The organism is Aeromonas sp. CA23 (assembly GCF_002587065.1).
GTDB lineage: Bacteria > Pseudomonadota > Gammaproteobacteria > Enterobacterales > Aeromonadaceae > Aeromonas > Aeromonas bestiarum.
Genome location: NZ_CP023818.1, coordinates 3,424,513 through 3,448,698, shown reverse-complemented (window position 1 = coordinate 3,448,698; position 24,186 = coordinate 3,424,513). Strand labels below are relative to the sequence as shown.

28 protein-coding genes are annotated in these 24,186 nt (G+C 62.0%); 15 read left to right on the top strand and 13 right to left on the bottom strand.

Going from position 1 to position 24,186, the window contains the following annotated elements; translation table 11 throughout:
* Positions 1 to 6 precede the first annotated feature (6 nt).
* Complete coding sequence (locus CK910_RS16075) at positions 7 to 924, top strand: DMT family transporter (protein ID WP_098983977.1); 918 nt, start codon at positions 7 to 9, stop codon at positions 922 to 924.
* A 59-nt stretch (positions 925 to 983) separates the two neighbouring features.
* Positions 984 to 1,856, top strand: coding sequence for a LysR family transcriptional regulator (locus CK910_RS16070; protein WP_098983976.1), 873 nt, complete (start codon positions 984 to 986; stop codon positions 1,854 to 1,856).
* A 227-nt stretch (positions 1,857 to 2,083) separates the two neighbouring features.
* Here CK910_RS16070 and CK910_RS16065 read toward each other — a convergent pair whose 3' ends face one another.
* Positions 2,084 to 2,863: a TSUP family transporter gene (locus tag CK910_RS16065; protein WP_098983975.1), complete on the bottom strand. Its 780-nt coding sequence runs from the start codon at positions 2,861 to 2,863 to the stop codon at positions 2,084 to 2,086.
* Positions 2,864 to 3,039: 176 nt separating this feature from the next.
* Positions 3,040 to 3,807, bottom strand: coding sequence for a tRNA-uridine aminocarboxypropyltransferase (locus CK910_RS16060; protein WP_098983974.1), 768 nt, complete (start codon positions 3,805 to 3,807; stop codon positions 3,040 to 3,042).
* Positions 3,808 to 3,972: 165 nt separating this feature from the next.
* Between CK910_RS16060 and CK910_RS16055 the strand changes: the two genes are divergently transcribed.
* On the top strand, positions 3,973 to 4,386 hold the full coding sequence (locus CK910_RS16055; RefSeq protein ID WP_098983973.1) for a VOC family protein: 414 nt from the start codon (positions 3,973 to 3,975) through the stop codon (positions 4,384 to 4,386).
* Positions 4,387 to 4,448: 62 nt separating this feature from the next.
* Here the strand turns inward: CK910_RS16055 and CK910_RS16050 are convergent, their stop codons facing one another.
* Positions 4,449 to 5,438, bottom strand: a complete 990-nt coding sequence (locus tag CK910_RS16050) for a D-alanine--D-alanine ligase (protein ID WP_098983972.1) — start codon at positions 5,436 to 5,438, stop codon at positions 4,449 to 4,451.
* Positions 5,439 to 5,629: 191 nt separating this feature from the next.
* The gene (locus CK910_RS16045; protein WP_172955340.1) at positions 5,630 to 6,238 is read right to left on the bottom strand and encodes a 2OG-Fe(II) oxygenase; all 609 of its coding nucleotides are present in this window, start codon (positions 6,236 to 6,238) and stop codon (positions 5,630 to 5,632) included.
* A gap of 290 nt (positions 6,239 to 6,528) precedes the next feature.
* On the opposite strand from CK910_RS16045, the gene CK910_RS16040 reads away from it, so the two are divergent.
* A complete protein-coding gene (locus tag CK910_RS16040) occupies positions 6,529 to 7,005 on the top strand; it encodes a glutathione peroxidase (RefSeq protein WP_098983970.1) in 477 nt (158 codons plus the stop codon).
* Between the two features lie 228 nt (positions 7,006 to 7,233).
* A complete protein-coding gene (locus CK910_RS16035) occupies positions 7,234 to 8,637 on the top strand; it encodes a DEAD/DEAH box helicase (protein WP_043557769.1) in 1,404 nt (467 codons plus the stop codon).
* A 72-nt stretch (positions 8,638 to 8,709) separates the two neighbouring features.
* On the opposite strand, the gene CK910_RS16030 is transcribed toward CK910_RS16035, so the two are convergent.
* The 4 genes from CK910_RS16030 to CK910_RS16015 all read right to left on the bottom strand — a co-directional run bounded on the left by CK910_RS16030 (position 8,710) and on the right by CK910_RS16015 (position 11,020).
* Positions 8,710 to 9,159: an acetyltransferase gene (locus CK910_RS16030; RefSeq protein WP_098983969.1), complete on the bottom strand. Its 450-nt coding sequence runs from the start codon at positions 9,157 to 9,159 to the stop codon at positions 8,710 to 8,712.
* A gap of 35 nt (positions 9,160 to 9,194) precedes the next feature.
* Positions 9,195 to 9,659: a GNAT family N-acetyltransferase gene (locus CK910_RS16025; RefSeq protein WP_172955339.1), complete on the bottom strand. Its 465-nt coding sequence runs from the start codon at positions 9,657 to 9,659 to the stop codon at positions 9,195 to 9,197.
* Between the two features lie 46 nt (positions 9,660 to 9,705).
* Positions 9,706 to 10,038 (bottom strand): YnfA family protein, encoded by a 333-nt coding sequence (locus tag CK910_RS16020; RefSeq protein WP_098983968.1) that lies wholly within the window; start codon positions 10,036 to 10,038, stop codon positions 9,706 to 9,708.
* A gap of 136 nt (positions 10,039 to 10,174) precedes the next feature.
* Positions 10,175 to 11,020: a DUF5718 family protein gene (locus tag CK910_RS16015; RefSeq protein WP_098983967.1), complete on the bottom strand. Its 846-nt coding sequence runs from the start codon at positions 11,018 to 11,020 to the stop codon at positions 10,175 to 10,177.
* Between the two features lie 396 nt (positions 11,021 to 11,416).
* Between CK910_RS16015 and cyaB the strand changes: the two genes are divergently transcribed.
* The 6 genes from cyaB to CK910_RS15985 all read left to right on the top strand — a co-directional run bounded on the left by cyaB (position 11,417) and on the right by CK910_RS15985 (position 15,461).
* Positions 11,417 to 11,959: a class IV adenylate cyclase gene (gene cyaB, locus CK910_RS16010; RefSeq protein WP_098983966.1), complete on the top strand. Its 543-nt coding sequence runs from the start codon at positions 11,417 to 11,419 to the stop codon at positions 11,957 to 11,959.
* 80 nt (positions 11,960 to 12,039) lie between these two features.
* Positions 12,040 to 12,552, top strand: a complete 513-nt coding sequence (locus tag CK910_RS16005) for a DUF4823 domain-containing protein (protein ID WP_098983965.1) — start codon at positions 12,040 to 12,042, stop codon at positions 12,550 to 12,552.
* Positions 12,553 to 12,577: 25 nt separating this feature from the next.
* The gene (locus CK910_RS16000; RefSeq protein WP_098983964.1) at positions 12,578 to 12,970 is read left to right on the top strand and encodes an NUDIX hydrolase; all 393 of its coding nucleotides are present in this window, start codon (positions 12,578 to 12,580) and stop codon (positions 12,968 to 12,970) included.
* A gap of 176 nt (positions 12,971 to 13,146) precedes the next feature.
* Entirely contained in the window at positions 13,147 to 13,653 is a 507-nt protein-coding gene (locus CK910_RS15995) for a GNAT family N-acetyltransferase (protein ID WP_098983963.1), read from the top strand.
* 239 nt (positions 13,654 to 13,892) lie between these two features.
* Positions 13,893 to 15,011, top strand: a complete 1,119-nt coding sequence (locus CK910_RS15990) for a glycerol dehydrogenase (RefSeq protein WP_098983962.1) — start codon at positions 13,893 to 13,895, stop codon at positions 15,009 to 15,011.
* A gap of 117 nt (positions 15,012 to 15,128) precedes the next feature.
* On the top strand, positions 15,129 to 15,461 hold the full coding sequence (locus CK910_RS15985; protein ID WP_098983961.1) for an antibiotic biosynthesis monooxygenase family protein: 333 nt from the start codon (positions 15,129 to 15,131) through the stop codon (positions 15,459 to 15,461).
* 135 nt (positions 15,462 to 15,596) lie between these two features.
* Here the strand turns inward: CK910_RS15985 and pdxY are convergent, their stop codons facing one another.
* The 3 genes from pdxY to CK910_RS15970 all read right to left on the bottom strand — a co-directional run bounded on the left by pdxY (position 15,597) and on the right by CK910_RS15970 (position 18,262).
* Entirely contained in the window at positions 15,597 to 16,460 is an 864-nt protein-coding gene (gene pdxY / locus CK910_RS15980; protein ID WP_098983960.1) for a pyridoxal kinase PdxY, read from the bottom strand.
* A 404-nt stretch (positions 16,461 to 16,864) separates the two neighbouring features.
* Entirely contained in the window at positions 16,865 to 17,620 is a 756-nt protein-coding gene (locus tag CK910_RS15975) for a DUF429 domain-containing protein (RefSeq protein ID WP_098983959.1), read from the bottom strand.
* Positions 17,621 to 17,698: 78 nt separating this feature from the next.
* Positions 17,699 to 18,262, bottom strand: a complete 564-nt coding sequence (locus CK910_RS15970; RefSeq protein WP_043557757.1) for a VC2662 family protein — start codon at positions 18,260 to 18,262, stop codon at positions 17,699 to 17,701.
* 317 nt (positions 18,263 to 18,579) lie between these two features.
* Here CK910_RS15970 and CK910_RS15965 point away from each other — a divergent pair, with 317 nt between their 5' ends.
* The 4 genes from CK910_RS15965 to ybcJ all read left to right on the top strand — a co-directional run bounded on the left by CK910_RS15965 (position 18,580) and on the right by ybcJ (position 21,684).
* Positions 18,580 to 18,930: a phasin family protein gene (locus tag CK910_RS15965; RefSeq protein WP_043139134.1), complete on the top strand. Its 351-nt coding sequence runs from the start codon at positions 18,580 to 18,582 to the stop codon at positions 18,928 to 18,930.
* A 93-nt stretch (positions 18,931 to 19,023) separates the two neighbouring features.
* Positions 19,024 to 20,808 (top strand): class I poly(R)-hydroxyalkanoic acid synthase, encoded by a 1,785-nt coding sequence (locus tag CK910_RS15960; protein ID WP_098983958.1) that lies wholly within the window; start codon positions 19,024 to 19,026, stop codon positions 20,806 to 20,808.
* Positions 20,805 to 21,209, top strand: a complete 405-nt coding sequence (locus CK910_RS15955) for a MaoC family dehydratase (protein ID WP_098983957.1) — start codon at positions 20,805 to 20,807, stop codon at positions 21,207 to 21,209. The genes CK910_RS15960 and CK910_RS15955 overlap by 4 nt, the downstream gene beginning before the upstream one ends.
* Before the next feature lie 241 nt (positions 21,210 to 21,450).
* Entirely contained in the window at positions 21,451 to 21,684 is a 234-nt protein-coding gene (gene ybcJ / locus CK910_RS15950; RefSeq protein ID WP_042873443.1) for a ribosome-associated protein YbcJ, read from the top strand.
* A gap of 39 nt (positions 21,685 to 21,723) precedes the next feature.
* On the opposite strand, the gene CK910_RS15945 is transcribed toward ybcJ, so the two are convergent.
* Positions 21,724 to 22,197, bottom strand: a complete 474-nt coding sequence (locus tag CK910_RS15945; protein WP_172955338.1) for a DUF4442 domain-containing protein — start codon at positions 22,195 to 22,197, stop codon at positions 21,724 to 21,726.
* A gap of 157 nt (positions 22,198 to 22,354) precedes the next feature.
* Positions 22,355 to 24,106 carry an ABC transporter transmembrane domain-containing protein gene (locus CK910_RS15940; protein ID WP_098983956.1) on the bottom strand — a complete coding sequence of 584 codons (1,752 nt, stop codon included), beginning with the start codon at positions 24,104 to 24,106 and terminating at the stop codon, positions 22,355 to 22,357.
* Between the last annotated feature and the right edge of the window lie 80 nt (positions 24,107 to 24,186).

Here is a 24,186-nt window from a genome sequence, read left to right as displayed (position 1 = left end):
TCCCTCATGAACCTACTGCTCTACCTTGCCACCGTCCTTATCTGGGGCAGCACCTGGATCGCCATCGCTTGGCAGCTCGGCCCCATTCCCATCGAGGTCTCAGTGCTCTATCGCTTCCTGCTGGCGGCGCTGGCGCTGTTTGCCCTGCTCACCGTCAGCGGCCGTTTCCCGCGTCTGCCCTGGGCGGGCCAGCGCTACGCGGCCCTGCTCGGCGCCCTGCTCTTTTCCACCAACTTCCTCTGCTTCTACCACGCCACCCTCTATATCCCGAGTGGCCTGTCGGCGGTGATCTTCGCCAGTGCCAGCATCTTCAACGGTCTCAATCTCTGGCTGTTCGAGGGCAAACGCCCCAACCTGCGCTGGCTGCAAGGATCCTTGCTGGGGCTGCTTGGCACCCTGCTGCTGTTCTGGCCCGTGCTGGCAGATGCGCAACTGGGTGCAAACGGCTGGAAGGGGCTGCTGCTGGCCTGTGGCGGCACCCTTTGCTTCTCGCTGGGCAACCTGGTCTCGGCCCGCGGCCAGCGTCACGGCTACCACGTGCTGCAACTGGTGCCCTGGGGCATGGTGTACGGGGTCGTGCTGTTGCTGGGCTGGGTCACCCTGCTCGGCCAGTCCCTGACCATACCGACCGACGGTCACTATCTGGCGGCCATGGTCTATCTCGCCCTGTTCGGCTCTGTCATCGCCTTCACCGCCTACCTCACCCTGGTGGGCCGGATTGGTGCCAGCAAGGCCTCCTACGCCACTGTGCTGTTTCCCTTGGTGGCCCTCAGCCTCTCCACCCTGTATGAGGGATTTGTCTGGCAGACTGTCTCTGTGGTGGGGGTGGTGATCAGCCTGCTCGGCAATCTGGTGATCTTCGCCCCGCCCGTACGGGAGTGGCGCTGGCGGCCAGCCAAGGCAGCGAACGACACTTGCTCCTGAGGCCGTCAGCCCCTAAGGTAGCGCCATTCGATCTGCGTGATGGCAACATAGGGGGCAGGATGTTACTGGAAGGACTGGAGACACTCAGTCTGCTGGCAAGCGAGGGCACCATGGCCAAGGTGGCCAGTCGCCTCTACATCAGCCAGTCGGCAGTGAGCAAGCGCATCGCCCAGCTGGAGCAGCGCCTCGGCAAGAAGTTGATAGAGCCGGATGGTCGCCAGATCCGGCTCACCCCGCAGGCGCAGGAGCTGCTCGACCGGGTGGCCCCGAGCCTCGCCGAGATGAAGGGGGTGCTGGCCGACAGCCAGACCCTCACCGATCTGACTCCCCTGCCCGTCGCCTGCTCCGAAACCCTGCTGGCGGGCTATCTCGCCCGCTTCATGCACGACTACCTCGGCCGCGATCCTCATATTGCCCTCTCCACCCACCACACCCCGGTGATCCTGGCGCGGGTGCGCAGTGGCGACGCCCTGCTCGGCATCTGTGCCGGACGCCTGCCTCCCGGCCATGGCCTGGGAGCCGAGCTGTTGCTGGAGGAGCCCTTCTATCTGGTGGGAAACGATCAGGATGAGGGGGTGCCGGCAGATCAGCGGCCGTTCGAGCAGGGGCACAGGCGCAAGATCCTGACCATGGATCTGGATAATCCCTCCAACCGCTACCTGCGTGAACCCCTGGCGCAATTGGGCATGGTGCCCGCCATGGAGCTGGACTCCTATCTGGCATTGATCGAACTGGCCAAGGCGGGCATAGGGCCCGTACTGCTGCCAGCCGGTCTGCTGGCACTGGTGGGGGAACAGGGAGAGAAGGCGCGTCCCTTGCCCGGGCTCGCCCGCCCGCTGCACCTGGTCTACCGACCAAACAGCCTCAAGCGCGCACGGATTGCCCATCTGGTGCAGGCCCTGCAGGCCCATTTCCGCCCGCTGACCGTGTGAGCGCCACCAAGCAACAGGGCCCGATCCAGCGGATCGGGCCCTGTTGGCTGGCTCATGCCACGAAGCGGCCGTTACACCAGCCAGGCAAACAGCTCGGGATACTGGCTCCACACCAGAATGCTGCAACAGACATCAGCAGGTGACATCACCTAGCCGACCCAGGCAAACAGCTCAGGATACTGGCTCCAGGCCAGAATGCTGCAACAGACATCAGCAGGTGACATCACCTAGCCGACCCAGGCAAACAGCTCAGGATACTGGCTCCACACCAGCTTGGCGGACATCAACAGGGAGACGGTCACCAGCAGCGGTTTGATGAGCTTGACCCCTTTCTTCAGCACCAGCTTGGAGCCGGCACGGGCGCCGATAAACTGGCCCAGCGCCATGCAGAATCCCACGCTCCACACCACCTTGCCGCCGAGGGCGAAAAACAGCAGGGAGGCGATGTTGGAGGTGAAGTTCAGCAACTTGGTGTGGGCCGTGGCCCGCGCCATGCCAAAGCCCGCCAGCGCCACGAAGCCGATGGCAAAGAACGACCCCGTGCCCGGCCCGAAGAAACCGTCATAAAAACCCACCCCGCCGCCCACCAGCAGCGCGAACAGCATGGGGGTGAGACGGCGCTGGCTCTCGGCATCGCTCACCCGGGGGGAGAAGAAGAAGTAGCAGGCAAAGGCCATCAGCAGGAAGGGCAGCAGCCGCTCCAGGATGGCGGCGTCTATGGTCTGCACCGCCAGGGTGCCGATGGCCGCCCCGATGAAGGTGCAGATCACCGCTGGCCAGATCATGGCCCACTCCAGCAGCCCCTTGCGGGCATAGAACCAGGTGGCGGAGAAGGAGCCAAAACTGCTCTGCAGCTTGTTGGTGCCGAGCACCAGGGCCGGCGGCATGCCGGTGGCCAGCAGGGCCGGCACCGTCAGGAGACCGCCGCCGCCGGCGATGGCGTCGATAAAGCCGGCGATGAGCGCCACCCCGAACAGGGCGACAAGCGTGTACAGTTCCAATTCCATCCATAGACCTCGTGTGATTGTGGCGCCCGCCGCACCCGCGCCGGGAACCTGAATGAGTCAAGCTGGTCGCTATCCTAGCGGGCTCTCGCTCATGAGGCTAACGAAACGATGGCAGCCAATTGATTCCTGATTTTCATCAGTCTTGTTGGTCTCTCCTCGTCAGTCCCTTTCCCCCATTAGGCGGCGCTATCGGCCAACGCCTCAGCGAGTATGTCTTCCTTTATCGCCGCCAGCGCCTGTTGCAGTTGCACTTCATTCTCACCGGGCGCCCGGCTTACCCGACCGGCCATGTAGCGGCGGCTGAACAGATTGAACCAGAGCTGCAACGCCTGGCCCGCCTGCAATTCCCCCGCCACCTCCAGCACGCAGGCCGCCACCTCGGCGGTGCAGAGGTGCTCGTCGCAGTTGGCGACCCGCATGCCGTAGGTGGAGAGCGCATCCGGCTTGACCGCCAGCACGGGGAAGCCATCCAGATAGGGGCTCATGTTGAACATCTTGCGCGCCTCGGGCCAGGTGCCGTCCAGCAGAATGAAGAGCGGCTTCTTGCCGGGGGCGAGCGTGACCCGTTCGGTCACCCGCGCCGGGTTTTTCTCGCAGGCGGGAAACACCACATAGGGCTGCCAGGCGGGATCGGCCAGCAGTGCCAACAACTCGGGATGGGGCTGGGTGCGCTTCCAGAGGAAGGCCCAGGTGGTATCAGGCAGGACGTCAGCGATCAGGCGACCCGTGTTGGAAGGCTTCATCGGCTCGCTGTCATACATCAGCAGGCAGAAGCCGGCCTCGGCCTTGAGCTCGGGGCGCCATTCGCAGGCACACCAGTCGCGGCGCAGCTGGCACGCCTCGCAGCGTGGCACTGTGCCACCACGGGCGAGAAAAGGACGGGTGGAGATGCTCTTGCGCCATACGCGCAGGCGATTGACGGCGTGATCTGGGATTGGCTTCATGGGGCGCGGCTCTGGCGGTGCACGTTGCGGGAAAAAAGGGGGCAGATTGTAACGAGCCGTCCGCCGCGCAGCAAGGCCCCCCATCCGGGGCAAGCCGGGGCACCACGCCTCTCTATACTTGGTCGTCAACCCATGCACCCACGCATGGGACACAGGAGGACGACGATGGCAGAACAAGACATTGCCCGCGAGCACGCCCTGGCCGAAGGCACGACCTTCACCTGGCACGAGCTCTATCTCCCCGACGCCGAGGCCGGGATCCGTTTCTACACTGAGGTGCTCGGCTGGGAGAGCCAGACCATGGCGATGGAAGGCGGCAACTACCCCATGCTGGTTGCCAATGGCAGGCCAATCGCCGGCGTGCAGACCACCCGGGGCAATCCCGAGATGGCCGGCGTACCACCCCACTGGGCGACCTATATCGCAGTGGATGACGTGGATGCCAGGGTGCTCAGGGTCAATCAGCACGGCGGCACCCTGGTGGTGCCAGCCATGAATATCCCGGGGGTCGGGCGCATGGCCCTGATTGCAGATCCACAAGGGGCGCACATCTGGCTGTTCACCCCTGAATCCAGGTGACATCGCCAACCGCAACAACGACAGAGGGGCCCGCGGGCCCCTCTGTCGTTTTCGGCAAACCGTCAGGCGGGCTTGCGCAGGATCTGCTCGAGGTAGCGGGCGAAGCTGTGACCGTGATGCTCCAGCAGTTTCGGGAACATGGAGATGGAGGTCATGCCGGGGAAGGTATTGATCTCGTTCAGCAGGATCTCGCCCTCTTCGGTCAGGAAGAAGTCAATGCGCGACAGGTGGGTCAGTTTGAGCTGACGGAACGCCTTGAGGGCATACTCGTGGATCGCATCGGCCTGCGCCTGGGTCAGGCCTTCGGCCTTGAGGCTGGTCGCCGTGTGGCTGGCGCTGCTGTACTTCTCTTCATAGGTGTAGAACTTGTCCTGCGGCACGCAGATCTCGCCAGGATAGGTGGCAATCAGCTCGTCACCGTACTGGTAGACAGCCACTTCCAGCTCGCGGGGCTTGACCGCTTTTTCGATCAACACCTGCTCGGAGTAACCGAAGGCATCCTTGATGCCCTGCACCAGGTCGGCTTCGTTGCTGGCGGAGTAGCAGCCCACGGAGGAGCCCTGGGAGGCGGCCTTGATGAAGACCTTGCCCCACTTGGCCAGGGCGGCTTTTGCCTCGGCCAGCGCCGCGTCGTTCTGCTCGGTCAGGAACAGATAAGGGGTGTTGGGAATGCCGATGGCGGAGAGCCACAGCTTGGTGCTGATCTTGTTGAAACAGATCTTGCTTGCCTCGGCATCGCAACCGAGATAAGGCAGGCCCGCCAGTTCGAGGAAGGATTGCAGATCGCCGGTCTCACCCGGGTAGCCGTGGATGCAGGGCACCACGTAGTCCACCGGACGGGCCACGCTGTCAAACGAGAGCAGCTTGTCCAGCCCCAGCTTGCACTCGCGGCCGTCGGCAGAGAGCCAGCGATCGGCGAACATCTCGACCCGGGTCACTTCGACGCCGGGCAGGAAACCGAGTTGTTGCTCGAGGAAATTGGCGCTGCGCAGAGAGACTTCGTGTTCTGAGCCACCGCCGCCGCACAGCAGCAAGACATGCATGTTCTTCATTAGATGTGATCCCTTGGGAAAAGCGGCCTCGTCATGACCATCTGATAATCCAACCGTACTGAAAAACCGGACGAAGCCAAGTGCGGGCCAGTGTAGCAAGGGAAATAAAGCCTTGTCAGCCGATGGGAGCCCCATCCGCCGACAACAGCCTGAAAAATTCCTGCCTGTGTCAAAAATTGGACGAAAAGGCGTCAGCGGGGTGGATCCAGCCGTCCCATGCCGTTGCCATTGACCCGAAACCAGCCGGCTATGCTGTAACGCTCCCGATTGGCGGGCAGCACCTCGTGGGGAAATTCCTCCGACAGGAACAATACCAGCCGCCCCCCTTTGGGAGAGACATCCATCAGCAACTGCTCGTCGTTGTCGTAGACCCTGAGCACACCGCCCGCCTCCGGTTGCCAGTCGTTGTTGAGATAGAAGACAGAGGTGAGACGGCGGTTGGAGCGACCGGCGAAGGCATCGCGGTGGGTGGCATAGAAGTCCCCGCTGCGATAGCGGGCAAAATGCGCCTCGTAATCGAACAGCCCCAGCATCAGCTGGCGGTTGGCGGCGAGGCGCAGGGATTCCATGCGGGCCAGATAGGCGGCCACAGGCGCGCCAAGATCGGGCTCCAGCCAATGGATCTGATCACGGCGAATGTCGGGGTTGCCCTGATGCAGCGCGGCGCGTCCGATCCCGGCCGGTTGCCACTCCCCTGGCAGGCAGGCTTTCAGCTCATCCACCTCGGCGGCGGTTAAAAAATCATCCACTATCACCCATCCCCGGGTGTAAATGGCATCCATGACGGCTTGATAGTCCAAGAGTGACTCACAATAAGTGGAGAGAGGGCGCTTTTTAGCGACTTCCCGGCCTGGGCACAAACCAGATTGCTTCTCCTGAGAAGTCCCACCATCAATACGCTATTCCGCCACAGAAGGCGCCCTTTATCGTACCGGCCTGGTCACCCTGTGATCCGGCTCCCCAAAAGGTGGGGCATGTCGCACGAGAGCCATGGCACAAACGGGGCACATGCCCCTTGCCCCCGATGCCCTGGCCCGTTAACGTGCATGATAACCGCCCTGAATGGGCCCCATCCTCCCAGGAGTGCACCATGCCTTTGCCCGACCTCACCCTGCAACACCTCGATGGTTCCGAACTCTCGCTCACCGCCCTGCAAGGCCAGGTCATCCTGGTGGTCAACGTGGCCAGCCGCTGCGGTTTTACCCCCCAATACACAGGGCTGGAGGCGCTCTACCAGCAACTGGGGCCCAAAGGGCTGGTGATCCTCGGCTTTCCCTGCGATCAATTCGGCCATCAGGAGCCGGGGGATGCGGACGAGATAGCCCGCTTCTGCTCGCTGGATTACCCGGTGAGCTTCCCCATCATGGCCAAGTGCGAGGTCAACGGCGAGCACGCCCACCCCTTCTATCGCTGGCTGAAAAAGCAAAAACCCGGGCTGCTGGGGCTGGAAAACGTCAAATGGAACTTCACCAAGTTCCTCATCAACCGTGAGGGCGAGGTGGTAGATCGTTTCGCCCCCCAGACCAAGCCAGAGAGCCTGCTGGACGAGATAAGCGCCCTGCTCTGAGCCTCGCCAGCAGGCTGATACGGGACCAGACTCGCACCCCGGCCTGAGCAAGTGACACGGCTGCTGCGTGCAGGTCGCACATCTGCTATATTACGCCCCCATTATCTTTTCTATGTTGTGGCTGACTGCCAAGGTGGTCCGCCGCACCTTATGTTGTGGCAGAGCAGGCGTCAGCGCATGTCTGTCACGCGTTGAGCCCAAGGCTCACCTCAGGAGTCTCTCTCGAACATGTCATTTAACGAACTGGGTCTGTCACCGCATATTCTGCGGGCCGTCAAGGAATTGGGTTACGAACAGCCAACCCCCATCCAGCAGCAAGCCATTCCGGCCGTGCTGGCAGGTCAGGATGTGCTGGGCGGCGCCCAGACAGGCACAGGCAAAACGGCCGGTTTCACCCTGCCCATGTTGCACCGTCTGCTGGCCAACCATGGCCGTGGCGGCCGTCGTCAGGTACGCGCCCTGGTGCTGACCCCGACCCGTGAACTGGCCGCCCAGGTGGGCGAAAGCATCATCAAATACGCCCATCACCTGCCGTTTCGCACCCTGATCGCCTACGGCGGCGTCAGCATCAAACCCAACCTGGACGCCATCAAGCTCGGCGTCGACATCCTGGTCGCCACCCCGGGCCGCCTGCTGGATCTGCTGACCCAGCGCGCCCTCACCCTGACCGAGCTGGAAGTGCTGGTGCTGGATGAGGCGGATCGCATGCTGGACATGGGCTTCATCACCGACATTCGCCGCATCATGAAGGCGCTGCCGGAAGAGCGGCAGACCCTGCTGTTCTCTGCCACCTTCTCCAACGAGATCAAGGAGCTGGCCGACGATCTGCTGAAGAGCCCGACCCTGATCGAGGTGAGCCCGAGCAACAGCACGGCCGAGCAGGTCAATCAGCGCATCATCAAGGTCGACCGCGAGCGCAAGCGCGAGCTGCTCTCCCACATGATCGGCCGCAATAACTGGCAACGGGTGCTGGTGTTCGTGCGCACCAAGCAGATCGCCGACCGCCTCGCCCACCAGATGGAAAAAGACGGCCTCAATACCGTCGCCATCCACGGTGACAAGAGCCAAGGTGCCCGCAACCGGGCGCTGGCGGATTTTCGGGAAGGCAAGGTACGGGTGCTGGTCGCCACCGACATCGCCGCCCGTGGTCTCGATATCGATCAACTGCCCCATGTGATCAACTTCGAGCTGCCCCAGGTGGCCGAGGATTATATCCACCGCATCGGCCGTACCGGCCGTGCCGGTCGTGGAGGCGAAGCCATCTCCCTGGTCAGCCAGGATGAACAGGATCAGCTCAAGGCCATCGAGTCCCTGATCGGCCTCAGCATACCGAGCGAGATCCTGGCCGGTTATGAGCCGAGCGGCAAACCGACTCGCCAGACCCTGCCGGGCAGCAAGCCGGTACAAAACCCGCCGCGGGATCGTGGCCATGCCAACGCCAAGCATAATGCCAAGGCGCCCGCCAAGGGCAAAGGCAAGCCGGGAGCCGGCAAGCCCAAAGCCGATGGCAGCAAGCAACCGGCGCCGGCGCGCCAGAAGGATCGCGGTGGCGTGGACGCAGGGCTCACCCCTATGCGCCGCCTGCCCCGGGCCCAGCGCGACAGCTATCAGGACAACTCCAACGAGGAGTAAGGCCAGCCGTGAGCTGCCCGCACTGAAAAACAAAAAACCGCCTTTCGGCGGTTTTTTTATTGGCGGGATAGATCACACCGTTTCGACACCCGCCAGCACCATATGCAGCAGTGGATAGGGTTTGCCCTGGCCATCCAGCGGCGAGCGCCCCGTCACGACGAAGCCCATGCGCTGGTAGAAGCCAAGCGCCTGCCCATTCTGCTCGTTGACGTCCACCCGGGTCGCTCCTTGGCGGCTGATGGCATGGGCCACCAGCTGGCGGCCAACACCGCAGCCCCTCGCCTCGGGGGCGATAAACAGCATCTCGATATTGCCATCGTGTACCCCGCAAAAGCCGACGATGCCAGCGGCCTCATCCCTGCCACAGACCAGATCGACGGCGGCGAAATAGTGCTCCAGGATCAGCGGCTTGAGGACATCTATCTCAGCTTCTGGCAGAAAGTGGTGAGTGGCGCGCACCGAGGCTTCCCAGAGGGCGATCAGGGTCGGATAATCCTGCGTCTTTGCTTGTTCAATCTTCATGCTCTGACTCTTGTTGGCTGGAGTGGATAGTCTCATCAAAGAGGCTCGGCTGTGCCTTTGGCATCCGCTTGCTTGATGACGAATCCCTTCTCGATGCCGGCCTTGAAACCCAGTTTTTCATACAGGCGGTGGGCCGCCTCGCGCCCTTCCCCCGACAACAGCATCACCTTGTAGCAATCCTGCTGCCAGGCGAGAGCCAGCGCCTGCTCGAGCACTTGCTGGCTCAGCCCCTGGCGCCGAAAGCGGGCCGCCGTGATCACGTGCTCTATGATGCCAAAGGGCCGGCCACCATTGGTGAGCGTGGGGATCACCCCCAGCTGGCAGGTGGCGGCAAGCTGCCCCTCCACCTCGGCGACGATAAGCCGCACATGGGATTGGGCCAGCAAGGCGGCAAGAGCCGCCTCGGCTTCAACCAGCGGCGGATCATGGGGCCTCAGCTCCCGATAAAGGGTCAGCAAACCGGCTATATCTTGTTCATTGCACGCTCTGATCACCACCATGGCACTCCTCCTGATCTGATTGCCGACACGGCTTCCCCCACGAGCCCTAAGCGGGCCTTGGCGCAAACATGATGATGGCCATGCCGAGCAGGGCCACCAGCGAACCCACCAGATCCCACAGCGTGGGCCTGATGCCATCCACCAACCAGAGCCAGAGGATGGCCACGAAGATATAGACGCCACCATAGGCGGCATAGACGCGACCGGCGGTGGTAGGATGCAGTGACAACAGCCAGGCAAACAGCACCAGACTCAAGCCCGCGGGCAGCAGCAGCCAGATGCTCCGGCCCTGTGTCAGCCAGAGATAGGGCAGATAACAGCCGACGATTTCGGCCACCGCCGTGATCAGAAACAGTCCGATCGTTTTGAGTTCCACCATGATGCGCCTCTATCACCCCCCGTTAAACAGGCTGAATGTTAAAGCAAATCATCGCGTTATGTAAGCGCAGCAGGAGGGAGCCGAGTGGCGGGAGGACCCGGCTTCCCCCGCGGGTGCAGGGGAAGCCGGGGTGGCATCAGCGGGTCTTGACCGCCTGCAGCAGGACAGACAGATCCGGCCCGAACTGGCGGGTGCGAATGGCTTCGCGGATGTCACTGTCGCTATAGCGGCTGGCCGGATAGACCAGCACGCAGGACGTATCACCGGGCTTGAGGAAGTGGGTCTCGCCAAAATGGGTATAACGGGTGGCCCCTATGCTGATGAGCGCATGGGACGGGTAGCCAGCCTGGGCCAGCAGCCCCTGGATATGCTCCGCCGGGCCCTCGTCCTGCTGATGGTTGAACTTGTCGATGGCCCAGTCCAGCAGTTGTCGATGAAAATAGCTGTAATCGACGGCGGCGCTGTCTACCCCGTAAGCATGCAGCTCGCCGTCACGCTCCAGGTAACAGGCGATGCGATAGTCATCGAGCTCACAGCCGGCTGCAAAATGAGACAGTGGCAGCAGAGTGGCCGCCAGCCCCTTGCTCTCTTCCCCCCAGTTCTTCTTCTCGCTGATCTTCTTGGCATTGGGACGACGGATGGAACAGTCGTTGTAGGCCCCAAAGGCGCGGGGATGGATGGCCACCACCTGGGTGCCTGCGTATTCCAGCTCGCACCAGAGTGCCACTTCCGGCTCGATCTGCACCTTCTCGTCACCGCTGACCGCCGCCTCTGGCAGGAAGATCGCCTTCTCGCTCAGGGGGAAGACACCGAGCTGGCCCGGATGACTCGGCACATAGAAGGGGAACAGCGCCTTGGGGGCGTTGGTGTCACGCACCACCACAGCCACGAAATCCGAGGCCTCTCCCGCCTGCTCCAGATGACCGGCGAAGTTGCCCGCCACCCCGAGTCCGATAAATTTGCTCTCTGCTGTCACTTGCATCTGATCACCTGCATCTTGCCAAAGCGGGGGCAGCCGATCCACCAGACGGGATCCGCTACCGCGAAAGTGGCAAGGATTAAACCACAGGGACCCGCCCCCGCCCAGCCCGGGCGCCCCATCCTGTGCGCCAGCCCGAACTTTTCGGCATCCGCCGGCGCGTCTGTGGGCAGAGGCTCACGGCCAGTTGACGGCCCCCTTGCCTCACGCAAACAAGGTCATAGATCAAGAATAAATGCACCCAGCTGATCAACCTGAGCACAGGGAGAGGATGCACTGAGAGCGAATGCAGCGAGAAACAGATCGTTTCCACAGAGTGCACGGCTGCCCCTTGGGCCTGCCGGTCAACTTTGCTAGGCTGCCTGCCATGCAAAACAGCACACTCAAGGATGCCTGCCGATGTCATCACAACACTTTCAGGGCCGCTTCGAGGTCGAGTTCAAGTACCGGCTGAGCGATGTCGATGCCTTCACCACCGCCCTCGCCGCCCTCAACCCCGAGGTGATGCTGGAAGACAACCAGGAACAGGATAGCTACTTCGACACGCCAGAACATAGCCTGGCCGCAGAGGGCAAGAGCCTGGTGCTCCGCACCATGCAGCCTTCCGGCATCCAGCTCTGGATAGTGAAGGGACCCGAAGCCGATCGCTGCGAGGCCGTCAATATCACGGACGCCGACAAGGCGGCCAGCATGTTACGCACCCTGGGCTACCGGCAGGTACTGGCCATCAGCAAGCGGCGCAGCATCTACTTTGTCGGCCCCTTCCATGTCACCCGGGATCATCTCGAGGGGATCGGTGATTTTGCCGAGCTGGCCATCATGACCGACGATGAAGATCGGTTGGAGGAATACAGAACCGAGTTGGAGCATCTGGCGATAAAGCTGGGCTTGAAGCAGCGAGAATATCGATCATATAAAAAATTATGTGAGCTTAATCAATAAGTTACATCTTTACCTCTGGTATAAAAATCACGCTTTTATCTAAAAATCAAAAAACAACTCATTAAACAAAGGAATGTATTTTGAAGCCCTATCTCAGTGCCCTTTTCTCCTTGCTTGCTGTCGGCTGTAGCTCGACCTATCAACAAGCCGATGTACAAACGATGACCAATAAACTCGATGCCAGTCAGGGGGTACTCATTTCTCAACCCCAAGATGGGTCATATGAAACTACGCAGTATCAGAATTCGGGGCAAATGACGGCCCAGGCAATCTATGCGGCATTTTCCAAGAAGGCTCACAGAGTCGAGATCACGACCCGTTGTCATGGAGACCCTTGCCTGAACACCATTGAACCGACTCAGTTCAGATATTATGTGAAACCCGTCATTCTACATTGGGAGGAACGGGCAACAGAATGGTCTGGAAAACCAGATGTGATTGAAATTCAGGTAGTTATATACGACACCCTGAGCAAGAAGAGCATAGCCAATAGCTCATTCAAGGGAGCAAGCAAATGGGCTACGTTTGGTGGCGATCATCCGCAAGATCTACTGCCGGAACCGACTGAAAAATACGTAAAGGCTCTCTACTGACCATTTTCACCACCGGGACACAACCATGATCGACAAACTCGCCTGGCTGACCTTCCAGGATCAGCAACTGCTCTGCGCCCGCTCCCACGGCAAGGCCATCTACTACATTCCCGGCGGCAAACGCGAGACGGGAGAGAGCGATGAAGCGGCACTGGTGCGGGAAATCGAAGAGGAGCTGAGCGTCACCCTGCAAGCCGACACCTTGCGCCTTGCCTGTGAATTCAGCGCCCAGGCCGATGGCAAGCCTGAAGGCGTGCAGGTCCGCTTGCGCTGTTACACCGGCGAGGCCAGCGGTACGCCTGTTGCCTCGGCCGAGATCGCCGAGCTGCGCTGGCTGGATAGCCGCCATCTGGCCGAGATCTCCCCCGTCTCCCGCCTGCTGTTTGCCTGGCTGGCAGAGCAGAATCTCATCCGCTGAGGCGCAGCGCAGACCGTCAAGCGTGATCCGGCGCAACCAACGGGGGCTTTCGGCTTGAAATCGGCGTCAGAAACGGCGAGGCTAACCAGTCATGCGGCAAAACACGGATACCTTATCTCTGTTTGTCGCACAGCAGCGCATGCCGCTGTCGTGACCACGTTTGACAAGGACTCTCGATGGACATAGTTGAGGTTGATACCACCCTGGGCATCAAGCCTGCGCTCATCACCCTGCTGCAAGACAGCGTGGCCAGCGGCGCCTCCGTGGGATTTTTGCCGCCACTGACGGAAGAGCAGGGGCTGGGATACTGGCAAGGGATAGAGACGGAGCTGGCGGCAGGCAACCGTCGGCTCTGGGTCGCCTTCGAGCAGCATCAGCTGGTCGGCGCCCTGCAACTGGCGCTCTGTACCAAGGCCAACGGCTGCCACCGGGCCGAGGTGGAGAAGCTGATGGTGCACAGTCACGCCCGTGGCAAGGGGGTCGGCCGCGCCCTGATGGCGGCCATGGAGCAGGGGGCCAGTGACGCCGGGCGTACCCTGCTGGTGCTCGATACCCGGGTCGGCGACGTGGCATCCAGCCTCTATCGCCAGCTGGGCTATCAGGAGGCAGGCCAGATCCCGGACTTTGCCCGCAGTGCCGACGGCACCCTGGCGGCCACCCTCTTCTTCTACAAGCAACTCTGAGTTTCCCCTGCAAAGATGGCCTTGCGCCCTGCTTCCAGAGAGGGCGCATGCTGGCCATCGGCACCTCGCAGCCTGCATCTCTTCACCCCAGATAAACCATCCAACAGGCACTTTGATTAATTTAATCGAGGGATGAACCCCACTCTCCCTTCACCTGATGGCAGACGAGGCGTATGGTGTGGCAAGAAGACCCGTTTGCATACCAACCGGGTGCCACTCACTGTCTTGAGGAATCCTGCATGCCTATCCTGCCTCGTACCGTCACCTCTCCCAAAAAGTTCATCATCGGCCACGACCTTCTGCCCCAACTCCATGATCATGTGAAAGATTTTGGCGACAACGCCCTGCTCGTCAGCGACGAGTTCATTCTGGAGCGGGTGCGTGAAGAGGCGCTGGCCGGCCTGCTGCAAGCGGGCCTGAAGGGCGCGGTCGAGAAATTCAACTACGAATGTACCGACATCGAGATCCACCGCCTCGTGGATCTCGCCGAACAGCAGGGCGCCAACGTGATCGTCGGGATCGGCGGTGGCAAGACCCTGGACGTGGCGAAGGCGGTCGCCTTCTACCTGCGCCGCCCCGTGGTGCTGTTCCCCACCATAGCCTCTACCGATGCCCCCTGTACCGCGCTGGCGGTCATTTACAATCAGGCGGGTGAGTTCGAGCGCTATCTGTTCCTGCCCCAGAACCCGGACGTGGTGATCGCCGACACCGCCATCATAGCCGCAGCCCCTGTCCGCTTCTTCGCCGCCGGCGTGGGGGATGCGCTGGCCACCTATTTCGAAGCCCGCGCCTGCTATCGGGCCGATGGCATCAACCTGGTGGGAAAACGCCCCTCCCGCACCGGGCTTGGCCTGGCCCGGCTCTGCTATGAGCTGCTGGGGGAGAACATCGACATGGCGATGGACGCGGTGCGCCATCACGTCACCACACCGGCGCTGGAGCAGATCATCGAGGCCACTATCTACCTGAGCGGGGTCGGCGCCGAGGCCGGTGGTCTGGCGGCAGCCCATGCGGTCAACAACGGCATGTCGGTGGTGCCCGACCTGCACCGTGCCCAGCACGGAGAGAAGGTGGTCTTCGGGCTGCTGACCCAGCTGGTGCTGGAGCGCGCCCCCAAGGCCGAGCTCGACGAGGTGATGCGCATCATCCATGTCGCCGGTCTGCCCATGACACTGCAGGAGATGGGGCTGACCCGCTTTGTCGAGAGCGAGTGGCGCAAGGTGGCGGCGCTTGCCTGCGATCCCCTGGACACCATGGGCAACATGCCCATGGCCGTGAACGAGCAGGATGTCTACGGCGCCATGATCGCGGCCAACGCCATGGCAGAGCGCTATCGGGCCCGCCATCCCAGCCATTGATCAATGGATAAAACGCACCCCTGATCAACAATGACAAGGCCAGCCATGCGGCTGGCCTTGTCTATTGCGCCCCGAACTGCTGGAATGCCCCTTGCCCTCTCAGGACAAGGAGTCACCATGATATTGGAAGTCGCTCATCTGCAGGTCATTCCGGGCCAGGCTGCCGCCTTCGAGCAGGCCTTTGGCCAAGCCCAGGCCATCATCAGTACCATGCCGGGTTACGCCGGGCACCAGTTGCAGCACTCGCTGACCGATCCCCACCGCTATCTGCTGTTGGTCAGCTGGCAGCGGCTCGAAGATCACACTCAGGGCTTTCGCGGCTCACCCCAGTACCAGCAGTGGAAGGCATTGTTGCATCACTTCTACGACCCCTTTCCCACGGTGGAGCACTATCAGGTGGTGGCACAGTGCCAGGGGACCGGACCAGGCCAGTGCGCCGGGATCTCATAGCAAATAGTCAGGGCCCGCTGGTCACGCATCCATCCCCTGCTGGGCCTGTCACTGACATGACCAGCTGGCTCTGGCGTGATCACCAGCTGGAACATTATGATGATCACTACACCCTGTTCACACAGGGCAGCCGCATCAGGCCAGCTGCTCGGCACGCACCCTGATCACCGGCTCGGCAAATGCCGCCTGCGCCGTGATCAGCTGCAACTCATAAGCCTGCGCCTGCCAGGTGTGCAGCAGCACAGTGTCCACAGCCGCATTGGTGCGCTCAAACGCCGTCACGGCATCAAAGCCCGCCTGCAGATTGGCCAGCATCAGGGCACTGATGAGATCCCCCACCCCCACAGGCTGACGGGCAAATTCGTAGAGCGGACGGGCGATCAGGTAATCCCCATCCGGGGTAGCCAAGAGCATCTCAAAACGACCCGGCTCGCGAGCGGCGCGACCCAGATGCTTGACCAGCACCATCTTCACTCCCCGGGCCAGCAACTGATGCGCCGCGGCGCGGGTCTGGGCCAGATCCGCCAGGTGGGTATCACACAGTGTTTCCAGCTCCAGCAGGTTGGGGGCCATGATGTCGGCCACCGGCAACGCCTGCTCGGTGAGAAACCGGGTCACCCCGGGGGCAACTATGCACCCCTTCTCCGGGTGGCCCATGACGGGATCACAGAAATAGATGGCGTCAGGATTGGCCGCCTTGACCGCAGCCACCACGGTCAGGATCTCGTCCCCCTGCTCGGCCGAGCCCAGATAGCCGCTCAGCACGGCGTCGCACCGGCCCAGTACTTCTATATCCCCCAGCCCCTTGCACAGGGCACTGATGTGACCGGCGGGCATCGCCATCCCCTGCCAGCCTGCCGCGTACTGGGTGTGGTTGGAGAACTGCACCGTGTTGACGGGCCACACCTCCATGCCGAGACGGCGCATGGGAAACACGGCGGCGCTGTTACCGGCACAGCCAAACACCACGTGGGACTGGATAGAGAGAATGCGTTTCATCGACATCACCGCAGAGAAGAGTCAGGGGAAAGGCGCAATATATCGGATGAAGATATTGAACTTCCACTTTTGTGCAGCACAAACCCGTATTTGGTCTTAAAAACTGCCGATCTAAGCTCCATTTGCCAGACCTGCCTCCTTGGCCACAGTTGCCGCCGTTTTCCTGCCTTGCCAGGTGTTGATCGGATGAGGGGTCGCGGCTCCTGCTTCATGAAGTGGTTTCAGCTTCTTGTTTGATGGCATATGAGAACAATAAATCAGCACATGCCGAGGCAGGTGCTGAAGGGGAAGAAAATGGGAGCCCGGTGGGCAATCGGTCGATATCAGCGCCCGCCAGCAAGGCATGGCGGGCGCAAAATGGGAAGAGGGCGAGATCCGCTGGAACCATCAGATCCGCCTTCTGCTCAAGGGCGCGCGAAGTGGTAGACCCAACCCTCGTCCAAAGCCATCTCGGCGGGTGGCGGCACCAGTGCCGGCAGCAGGGAGACACCCCCTTTGGCGGCGTATTGCAATGCCATCAGGGCACAGATGGCGGCATCGTAGCGATCTGTGCCCGCCGTCACATCGGCCGGCAGATGGGGTTGCAGCTCGGCCCTGACCGCAGACGCCTTGCCACCCACCTTGGCCAGAGCGGGATAGACCTCCAGCACGGCGCGTTCGGCCTCTGGCTGCAACCTGGGTACCAGTTGCAAGTCCGCCAGCCGGGGCAGCATGGCGAGCGCCAGGGTGGCGTTGTTGCCGAGCCGGTCGAAGGTGGCCGAGAGCGGCTTCTTGCCATATTGCCGGTGCAGCCAGCGCTCGCAGTCGCGATAGGCATAAGGGTTGTCTATCTCCCGCTGGGGCACGACGCACTCGGTTGCCCTCCCCGCCAGCAGATCGCCCAGGGCGCGTGGAAACGCCAGCGGCGCATCGATGCCCAACGCCAGTTGCGGGCAAGCCAGCACCTGCATCAGGTTCATCTCGTCCTGCAACGCCGGGCGCAGCAGGGCATCCAGATCCGGCGCCACCCGCGAACTCAGCCGGAACAGGGGTGACACCCCAAACCAGTGCAGGCGCTGCTCGCGCGCCTGCCAGCCCACCACGGCCACCGCCTGGGCATTGCCCTGCCAGCCTCTCACATCCCAGCCGATACCGATGGCGTCCATGTGTTCCATTGTCATGCCCGTGTCACCTCTGCGCGCTATCAATGGAGCACAGGGTAATGGCTGCGTCCCCTAAAGCAAGGCCGGGAGCGCGCCTTAGAAGGATTTCTTGAAATTGATCAGCGGCAGTATGGGGAAAATGCCGTTCTCGGCGTAGTTGGCAAGGCCTATCTGCAATCCGTCCAGATGCTTGGTGGCGTTGATGAAACCCAGCTGGAAGGTGGTGCGCTCGGCATAGTTGACGAAGCCGACGTTGGCCAGGGCATTGCCCTTGGCGATGTTGACGGCGCCCCAGTTCAGCCCCTGCACATTGTTGGTCAGGTTGACGAAGCCAAGGTTGATCCCCTTGTCCTGTCCCTCGTGCCAGTTGACGGCGTTGATGGCCACCCCGTTGAACTGGTGACGCACCCGTCCGGCGCCGAGGAAGACGCCAAGCTGCAGGCCGCTGAACTGATCCACGTCGGAGAGAGCCAGGATGGGCAGATCTATTCCCTTCACCTGACCGGTGCGGCCATAGAGAAAGGAGGCTCTGGCGCCTTCGACCTGATGGGAGGCGGGCAGATTGACGCCGGGCAGCGAGACCTGGATGGGTGTACTGGCATGGGCGACACCACCCAGGGCAAGGGAGCCGCAGGCAAGCAGCAGGTGGGCAGGTTTCATCGGGGCTTTCCTTAACAATCAGGGAGGGAGCCAGCCTATCAGCACTCGCGTGCGGGAACGAGGCCGGGCAGGTGCTGCTGCGTCATCCCCCGTCTGAATTCATTCGCACAAACTGGACAGACCAGAATCAAACTTTAAGCAAAAAATAACATTTATATTATTTACATCAAGCCTCATTTGGTAACACAATGCCTAAACGTGCGTTTGAACAGAGCAAACGACACGTGACGACTTAAGGATGTAGTCGAACGGATGTAACCGAAGAATGGGCCCATCGGCCTTTTGCAATACCCTTCTGCCAACCACGGAGACACGCGATGAATATGGACGTAATCAAGACCTTTACCGAGCAGATGCAAGGCTTTGCTGCCCCCCTCACCCGTTATAACCAGCTGCTGGCCAGCAACATCGAACAGCTGACCCGGTTGCAGCTGGCCTCCGCCAATGCCTATGCCGAACTGGGATTGAGCCAGTTGCAGGCCGCCGGCAAGGTGCAGGATGCCCAGAGCCTGGCGGCCCTTGGCACAGTGCAGCTGGAGACCGCCAGCCAGCTCTCCCGCCAGATGCTGGATGACATCCAGAAGCTCAATGCGCTGGGTCTGCAGTTCAAGGAAGAGCTGGATACCCTGGCGGCCGACGGCATCAAAAAGAGCACGGGCAAGGCCTGATATCCCCCTGGCTGCCCGCTGCGGGCAGCCACATCTCCCCATGACCCGACACGACAGGCTCGCCCTGTCACGGGTGTGGGTGAAGGAGAGAACATGAGCCAATCATCTTACGGCCCGCTGTTCGAGGCCCTGGCCCACTATAACGACAAGTTGCTGGACATGGCCAAAGCACAGACGGAGCGCACGGCGCAGGCGCTGCTGCAGACCAATCTGGACGATCTGGGCCAGGTACTGGAACAGGGCAGCCAGCAACCCTGGCAACTGATCAACGCCCAGATGAACTGGTGGCAGGATCAGCTCAAGCTGATGCAGCACACCCTGCTCAAAAGCGCAGGCCAGGAGAGCGAGCCGGTGATCACGCCGGAGCGCAGCGATCGCCGCTTCAAGGACGACGCCTGGCGCGATCAACCCCTTTATGACTACCTCAAGCAATCCTATCTGCTGACCGCCAGGCACCTGCTGGCCTCGGTGGATGCGCTGGAAGGGGTGCCTCAGAAGAGCCGGGAACGGCTGCGATTTTTCACCCGCCAATACCTCAACGCCATGGCGCCCAGCAATTTTCTGGCCACCAACCCCGAACTGCTCAGGCTCACCCTGGAATCCGATGGCCAGAATCTGGTGCGCGGACTGGCCCTGCTGGCCGAGGATCTGGAGCGCAGCGCCGATCAGCTCAACATACGCCTGACCGACGAGTCCGCCTTCGAACTGGGGCGGGATCTGGCGCTGACGCCGGGCCGGGTGGTGCAGCGCACCGAACTCTACGAGCTTATCCAGTACAGTCCGACCACGGAAACCGTGGCCAGGACGCCGGTGCTGATAGTGCCGCCCTTCATCAACAAGTACTACATCATGGACATGCGGCCCCAGAACTCCCTGGTCGCCTGGCTGGTCGCCCAGGGCCAGACGGTATTCATGATCTCCTGGCGCAACCCGGGTGTGGAGCAGGCCGATATCGATCTCGACGACTACGTGGTCGATGGGGTGATCGCCGCGCTGGACGGCGTGGAAGCGGCCACCGGTGAACGCGAGGTGCACGGCATAGGTTACTGCATCGGCGGTACAGCCCTCTCCTTGGCCATGGGCTGGCTGGCGGCGCGGCGCCAGAAGCAGCGGGTACGCTCCGCCACCCTGTTCACCACACTGCTCGATTTCTCCCAGCCGGGGGAGCTCGGCATCTTCATCCACGAGCCCATCATAGCGGCGCTGGAGGCCCAGAATGAAGCCAAGGGCATCATGGATGGACGCCAGCTGGCGGTCTCCTTCAGCCTGCTGCGGGAAAACAGCCTCTACTGGAATTACTACATCGACAGCTACCTCAAGGGCCAGAGCCCGGTGGCGTTCGATCTGCTGCACTGGAACAGCGACAGCACCAACGTGGCAGGCAAGACCCACAACAGCCTGCTGCGTCGCCTCTATCTGGAGAACCAGCTGGTGAAGGGGGAACTCAAGATCCGCCACACCCGCATCGATCTCGCCAAGGTGAAGACCCCTGTGCTGCTGGTCTCGGCCATGGACGATCACATCGCCCTCTGGCAGGGCACCTGGCAGGGCATGAAGCTGTTTGGCGGCGAGCAGCGCTTCATTCTGGCGGAATCGGGTCACATCGCCGGCATCATCAACCCGCCTGCGGCCAACAAGTACGGCTTCTGGCACAGCGATGCGAGCAGTGACACGCCAGCGGCCTGGCTTGAGCAGGCCACCCATCAGAGCGGCTCCTGGTGGCCCGAGATGGCAGCCTTCATCCAGGCGCGAGAGGAAGAAGCCACGCCCGTGCCCGCCCGCATCCCGAGCGAGGGACTGGAGGCGGCGCCTGGCGGCTACGTCAAGGTGCGGCTCAACCCTGTCTTCGCCAAGACCCCGGAGGAGGAGCCCGCATGAGCACACTCCCCTTTGAGATTGGGCAAAAGGCCAGCCTGACCAAACGGTTCGGTGCGGCCGAGGTCGAGGCCTTCGCCGGCTTGTCGGAGGATTTCAATCCCCTGCACCTGGACCCAACCTTTGCCGCCACCACGCCGTTCGAGCGCCCCATAGTGCACGGCATGCTGCTGGCCAGCCTCTTCTCGGGGTTGCTGGGGCAGCAGTTGCCCGGCAAGGGCGCCGTCTACCTGGGGCAGAGCCTCGCCTTCAAGCAACCGGTGTTTGTGGGGGATGAGGTGACAGCCGAGGTGGAGATCATAGCCCTGCGCAGCGACAAGCCCATCATCACCCTGGCCACCCGCATAGTGACGGCGGCCGGAGCCCTCGCCGTGACTGGCGAGGCTGTGGTGAAGGTTGGCTAAGCGCTGATCACCGCCCCTCCTTCAGCCCGGCCCCGCCGGGCTGACTTTTATGGTGCAACCTCATGTTCCACCGAGATGACGGCTGCGGTTGCTGGCCTTGAGCCCTGCCTGCACGTCCTAAACGCTCAGTTGCGACCACAATTGCCCTCAGACAGGCTCCCTTGCCCTTTCATTGACGGCCCGAACTGCCTAAAATAACCGCCCTGCTGTTTCAGCCATTCATCCATCTAGAGGATTTCCCATGGAGACGTTTCTGCTCGAAGGCCACCCCTTCGTTGCCTTGTGTGACCTTATCAAGCATCAGGGTTGGGCCGATTGTGGCGGCGCGGCCAAGGCCCTCGTCGCCGACGGTCTGGTGGAAGTGGACGGTCAGGTCGAGACCCGCAAGCGCTGCAAGATAGTGGCCGAGCAGGTGGTCAACTTCAATGGCATGAAAGTCGTGGTGAAAGCGGGCGTGAGCCCGGAGATCCTCTGATCCCTGCTTGAATAAGGGCGCCGACGCGCCCTCTCGCATTCAGCTGGCCTTGATCGACAGGGTCAGCACGAAGCGCGCCATCGCCTCATCCCCGTTCAATGACGGGCAGGTGGCCACCACCTGGATGGGGCGATTGATGCGCTGACCGCTCGCCAGCGACTCGTCTATCATGGCGTCGATCTCCTCCCCGGCGGCGCAGTCAAATTGCACGTCCCCCTCGGGCCGCTTCAGAAATTCCCCCTGCACATCCTTGAAGGCGAAGTGCACCTTCTTGCCCCTCGTCCGCCCCTTCTCCATCACCAGCAGGCCGCCCACCAGATCGGCGCCGGTCGCCAATGCGCCAAAATACATGCTGCCCAGGTGGTTGCGGGTGCGCCAGCCAAGGGGAATGCGAATGCGCAGCGCCTTGGCGTTCATCTCTTCAATGACAGGGGCACAAAAGCCGATGACGGGAATATAACGCCAGGCAAACAGCCGCAGCGCCAGATTGGCTTTGAAACGTTGCAAGTCCATATGCGAACTGATCCGATGAGTTGATGTAAACAGCATGTTGCCACGCAACCACCCTGCTCTACAAGGTTGCCGATCACGCTTCTGCTGCTTGCCGGCCAACACAAAAAAAGAGGGAACCCCAAGGCTCCCTCTTTCTTTTGTACAACGGCCCTCGCGATCAGGCCCGCTTCTCTTCCAGCCAGGCCCCCTGGCTCTGCATCTCGAACAGCTGGGCGTAGTGCCCTCCCTGCGCCATCAGCTCGCCGTGGGTGCCCCGCTCATTCACCTGGCCACGGGAGAGCAGCAGGATCTCATCGGCATCGACTATGGTGGAGAGCCGGTGGGCAATGGCGATGGTGGTACGGCCACGGCGGGCCGCCGAGAGCGCCTGGGAGAGCGCCAGCTCGGTCTGGGAGTCCACGCTGGCGGTGGCCTCATCCAGAATGAGGATGCGCGGATCCCCTACCAGAGCGCGGGCAAAGGAGAGCAGCTGGCGCTGACCGGCGGAAAGGTTCTTGCCCCCCTCCTCCATCAGGGTGCTCAGGCCCTCCGGTAAGCTCAGCACGAAATCGGCCAGCTGTACTTCGGTCAGCGCCTGCCAGAGGCGCGCCTCGTCAATGCCGTCACGGCCGAGCCGCAGGTTCTCCGCCAAAGTCCCAACGAAGATAAAGGGATCCTGCTGCACCAGGCCTATGCTGCGCCGCACCGCCGAGAGCGACAGGCCCTCCATGGGGTGATCATCGAAACGAATGGTGCCCTGATCCAGCGGATAGAAGCCCATCAGCAGGCTGATGATGGTGGACTTGCCACTGCCGGTGTGGCCCACCAGCGCCAGCATCTGGCCGGGGTGCACGGCAAAGCTCACCTCGCGCAGCACCTGTTGCTGGCCATCGTAGGAGAAGCTCACCTTGTCAAAGCTGACCCGCCCCTGCAAAGACTGGCTCTCGCCCTCCGTGCTCTCGCGGGGCTCGTCGAGCAGGGCAAATACCCGCTCCCCGGCCACCATGGCCTGTTGCAACTGGTTGAGCTGGTTGGTCATCTCGATCAGCGGCTCTATCATGCGCCCCAGATAGCTGATGAAGGCGTAGAGCACCCCCACCTGGATGGCGCCACTCGCACTCAAGCCCTCGCGGGCAAACAGGGCGAGCAGGCCTATCAGCACCATCATGTAGAACAAGTCGATGAGGGGGCGCAGCAGAATGCCGTTGATCTTGAGGCTCTTGAGCCGCGCCGACCAGTGCTGCTGGTTCACCTCGGCAAAGGCGTTGGCGAAGTGGCGCTCCTGCACCATGGCCTGGATCACCGGCATCCCCTGCAGCGACTCGTTGAGACGGCTGTTGATCTCGGACAGCAGACTGCGGGTCGCCCGCACCACGGGCACGCTCAGTTTCTGGTAGAGCCACATCACAGCCGCCACTGCCGGCAACAGGCAGGCGCACACCAGCATCAGCCGCAGATCCAGCAGCGCCATGGAGATGAGGATGCCGCACAGCAGCACCACCTTTTGCACCAGCAGGCCTATCACCTGCACGTAGAGGTTCATGATCGCCTCGGTGTCGTTGGTGATGCGGGAGATGAGCGAGCCCGAGCGATGCTGGTCAAAGTAACGGGCCGGCAACCGGATGGCGGTGGCAAACACCTGCTCGCGCAAGGTCTGCACCACGGCCTGGGCAATGCGGTTGAAGCGCAGGGATTGCAGGTAGAAACCCGCCGCAGAGAGCACCTGCAAGCCGAGATACCCGGCCGCGATGGCGGCGATGGCGGGCCACACCAGCTGGCGCGGCGCCAGATAGTCATCGATGAACAGCTTGATGAGCAGGGGGCCCGCCACTTCGGCACCGGTCGCCAGCAGCAGGCAGATCCCGGCCTGGATCAGCCAGCGCGGGTAACGGGCGCAATAAGCGAGCAGGCGTTTAATCGTTGGATTCACAGACTTGCCTCCAGTGCAGCGCTTTTGCTCCCTTCTCCCCTTGCGGGAGAAGGGTTGGGGATGAGGGGAACCACTCTCGT

What these genes read in the sequence shown, in the direction of transcription:
- CK910_RS15985 (WP_098983961.1), top strand. Translation starts at nt 15,129, where the DNA reads ATGATATTGGAAGTCGCTCATCTGCAGGTCATTCCGGGCCAGGCTGCC.
- CK910_RS16075 (WP_098983977.1), top strand. Translation starts at nt 7, where the DNA reads ATGAACCTACTGCTCTACCTTGCCACCGTCCTTATCTGGGGCAGCACC.
- ybcJ (WP_042873443.1), top strand. Translation starts at nt 21,451, where the DNA reads ATGGAGACGTTTCTGCTCGAAGGCCACCCCTTCGTTGCCTTGTGTGAC.
- CK910_RS15990 (WP_098983962.1), top strand. Translation starts at nt 13,893, where the DNA reads ATGCCTATCCTGCCTCGTACCGTCACCTCTCCCAAAAAGTTCATCATC.
- CK910_RS16050 (WP_098983972.1), bottom strand. Translation starts at nt 5,438, where the DNA reads ATGAAGAACATGCATGTCTTGCTGCTGTGCGGCGGCGGTGGCTCAGAA.
- pdxY (WP_098983960.1), bottom strand. Translation starts at nt 16,460, where the DNA reads ATGAAACGCATTCTCTCTATCCAGTCCCACGTGGTGTTTGGCTGTGCC.
- CK910_RS16020 (WP_098983968.1), bottom strand. Translation starts at nt 10,038, where the DNA reads ATGGTGGAACTCAAAACGATCGGACTGTTTCTGATCACGGCGGTGGCC.
- CK910_RS15955 (WP_098983957.1), top strand. Translation starts at nt 20,805, where the DNA reads ATGAGCACACTCCCCTTTGAGATTGGGCAAAAGGCCAGCCTGACCAAA.
- CK910_RS16025 (WP_172955339.1), bottom strand. Translation starts at nt 9,659, where the DNA reads ATGGTGGTGATCAGAGCGTGCAATGAACAAGATATAGCCGGTTTGCTG.
- CK910_RS15970 (WP_043557757.1), bottom strand. Translation starts at nt 18,262, where the DNA reads ATGAAACCTGCCCACCTGCTGCTTGCCTGCGGCTCCCTTGCCCTGGGT.
- CK910_RS16060 (WP_098983974.1), bottom strand. Translation starts at nt 3,807, where the DNA reads ATGAAGCCAATCCCAGATCACGCCGTCAATCGCCTGCGCGTATGGCGC.
- cyaB (WP_098983966.1), top strand. Translation starts at nt 11,417, where the DNA reads ATGTCATCACAACACTTTCAGGGCCGCTTCGAGGTCGAGTTCAAGTAC.
- CK910_RS16040 (WP_098983970.1), top strand. Translation starts at nt 6,529, where the DNA reads ATGCCTTTGCCCGACCTCACCCTGCAACACCTCGATGGTTCCGAACTC.
- CK910_RS15945 (WP_172955338.1), bottom strand. Translation starts at nt 22,197, where the DNA reads ATGGACTTGCAACGTTTCAAAGCCAATCTGGCGCTGCGGCTGTTTGCC.
- CK910_RS16030 (WP_098983969.1), bottom strand. Translation starts at nt 9,159, where the DNA reads ATGAAGATTGAACAAGCAAAGACGCAGGATTATCCGACCCTGATCGCC.
- CK910_RS16055 (WP_098983973.1), top strand. Translation starts at nt 3,973, where the DNA reads ATGGCAGAACAAGACATTGCCCGCGAGCACGCCCTGGCCGAAGGCACG.
- CK910_RS16015 (WP_098983967.1), bottom strand. Translation starts at nt 11,020, where the DNA reads ATGCAAGTGACAGCAGAGAGCAAATTTATCGGACTCGGGGTGGCGGGC.
- CK910_RS15965 (WP_043139134.1), top strand. Translation starts at nt 18,580, where the DNA reads ATGAATATGGACGTAATCAAGACCTTTACCGAGCAGATGCAAGGCTTT.
- CK910_RS15995 (WP_098983963.1), top strand. Translation starts at nt 13,147, where the DNA reads ATGGACATAGTTGAGGTTGATACCACCCTGGGCATCAAGCCTGCGCTC.
- CK910_RS15960 (WP_098983958.1), top strand. Translation starts at nt 19,024, where the DNA reads ATGAGCCAATCATCTTACGGCCCGCTGTTCGAGGCCCTGGCCCACTAT.
- CK910_RS16065 (WP_098983975.1), bottom strand. Translation starts at nt 2,863, where the DNA reads ATGGAATTGGAACTGTACACGCTTGTCGCCCTGTTCGGGGTGGCGCTC.
- CK910_RS16070 (WP_098983976.1), top strand. Translation starts at nt 984, where the DNA reads ATGTTACTGGAAGGACTGGAGACACTCAGTCTGCTGGCAAGCGAGGGC.
- CK910_RS15975 (WP_098983959.1), bottom strand. Translation starts at nt 17,620, where the DNA reads ATGACAATGGAACACATGGACGCCATCGGTATCGGCTGGGATGTGAGA.
- CK910_RS16000 (WP_098983964.1), top strand. Translation starts at nt 12,578, where the DNA reads ATGATCGACAAACTCGCCTGGCTGACCTTCCAGGATCAGCAACTGCTC.
- CK910_RS16035 (WP_043557769.1), top strand. Translation starts at nt 7,234, where the DNA reads ATGTCATTTAACGAACTGGGTCTGTCACCGCATATTCTGCGGGCCGTC.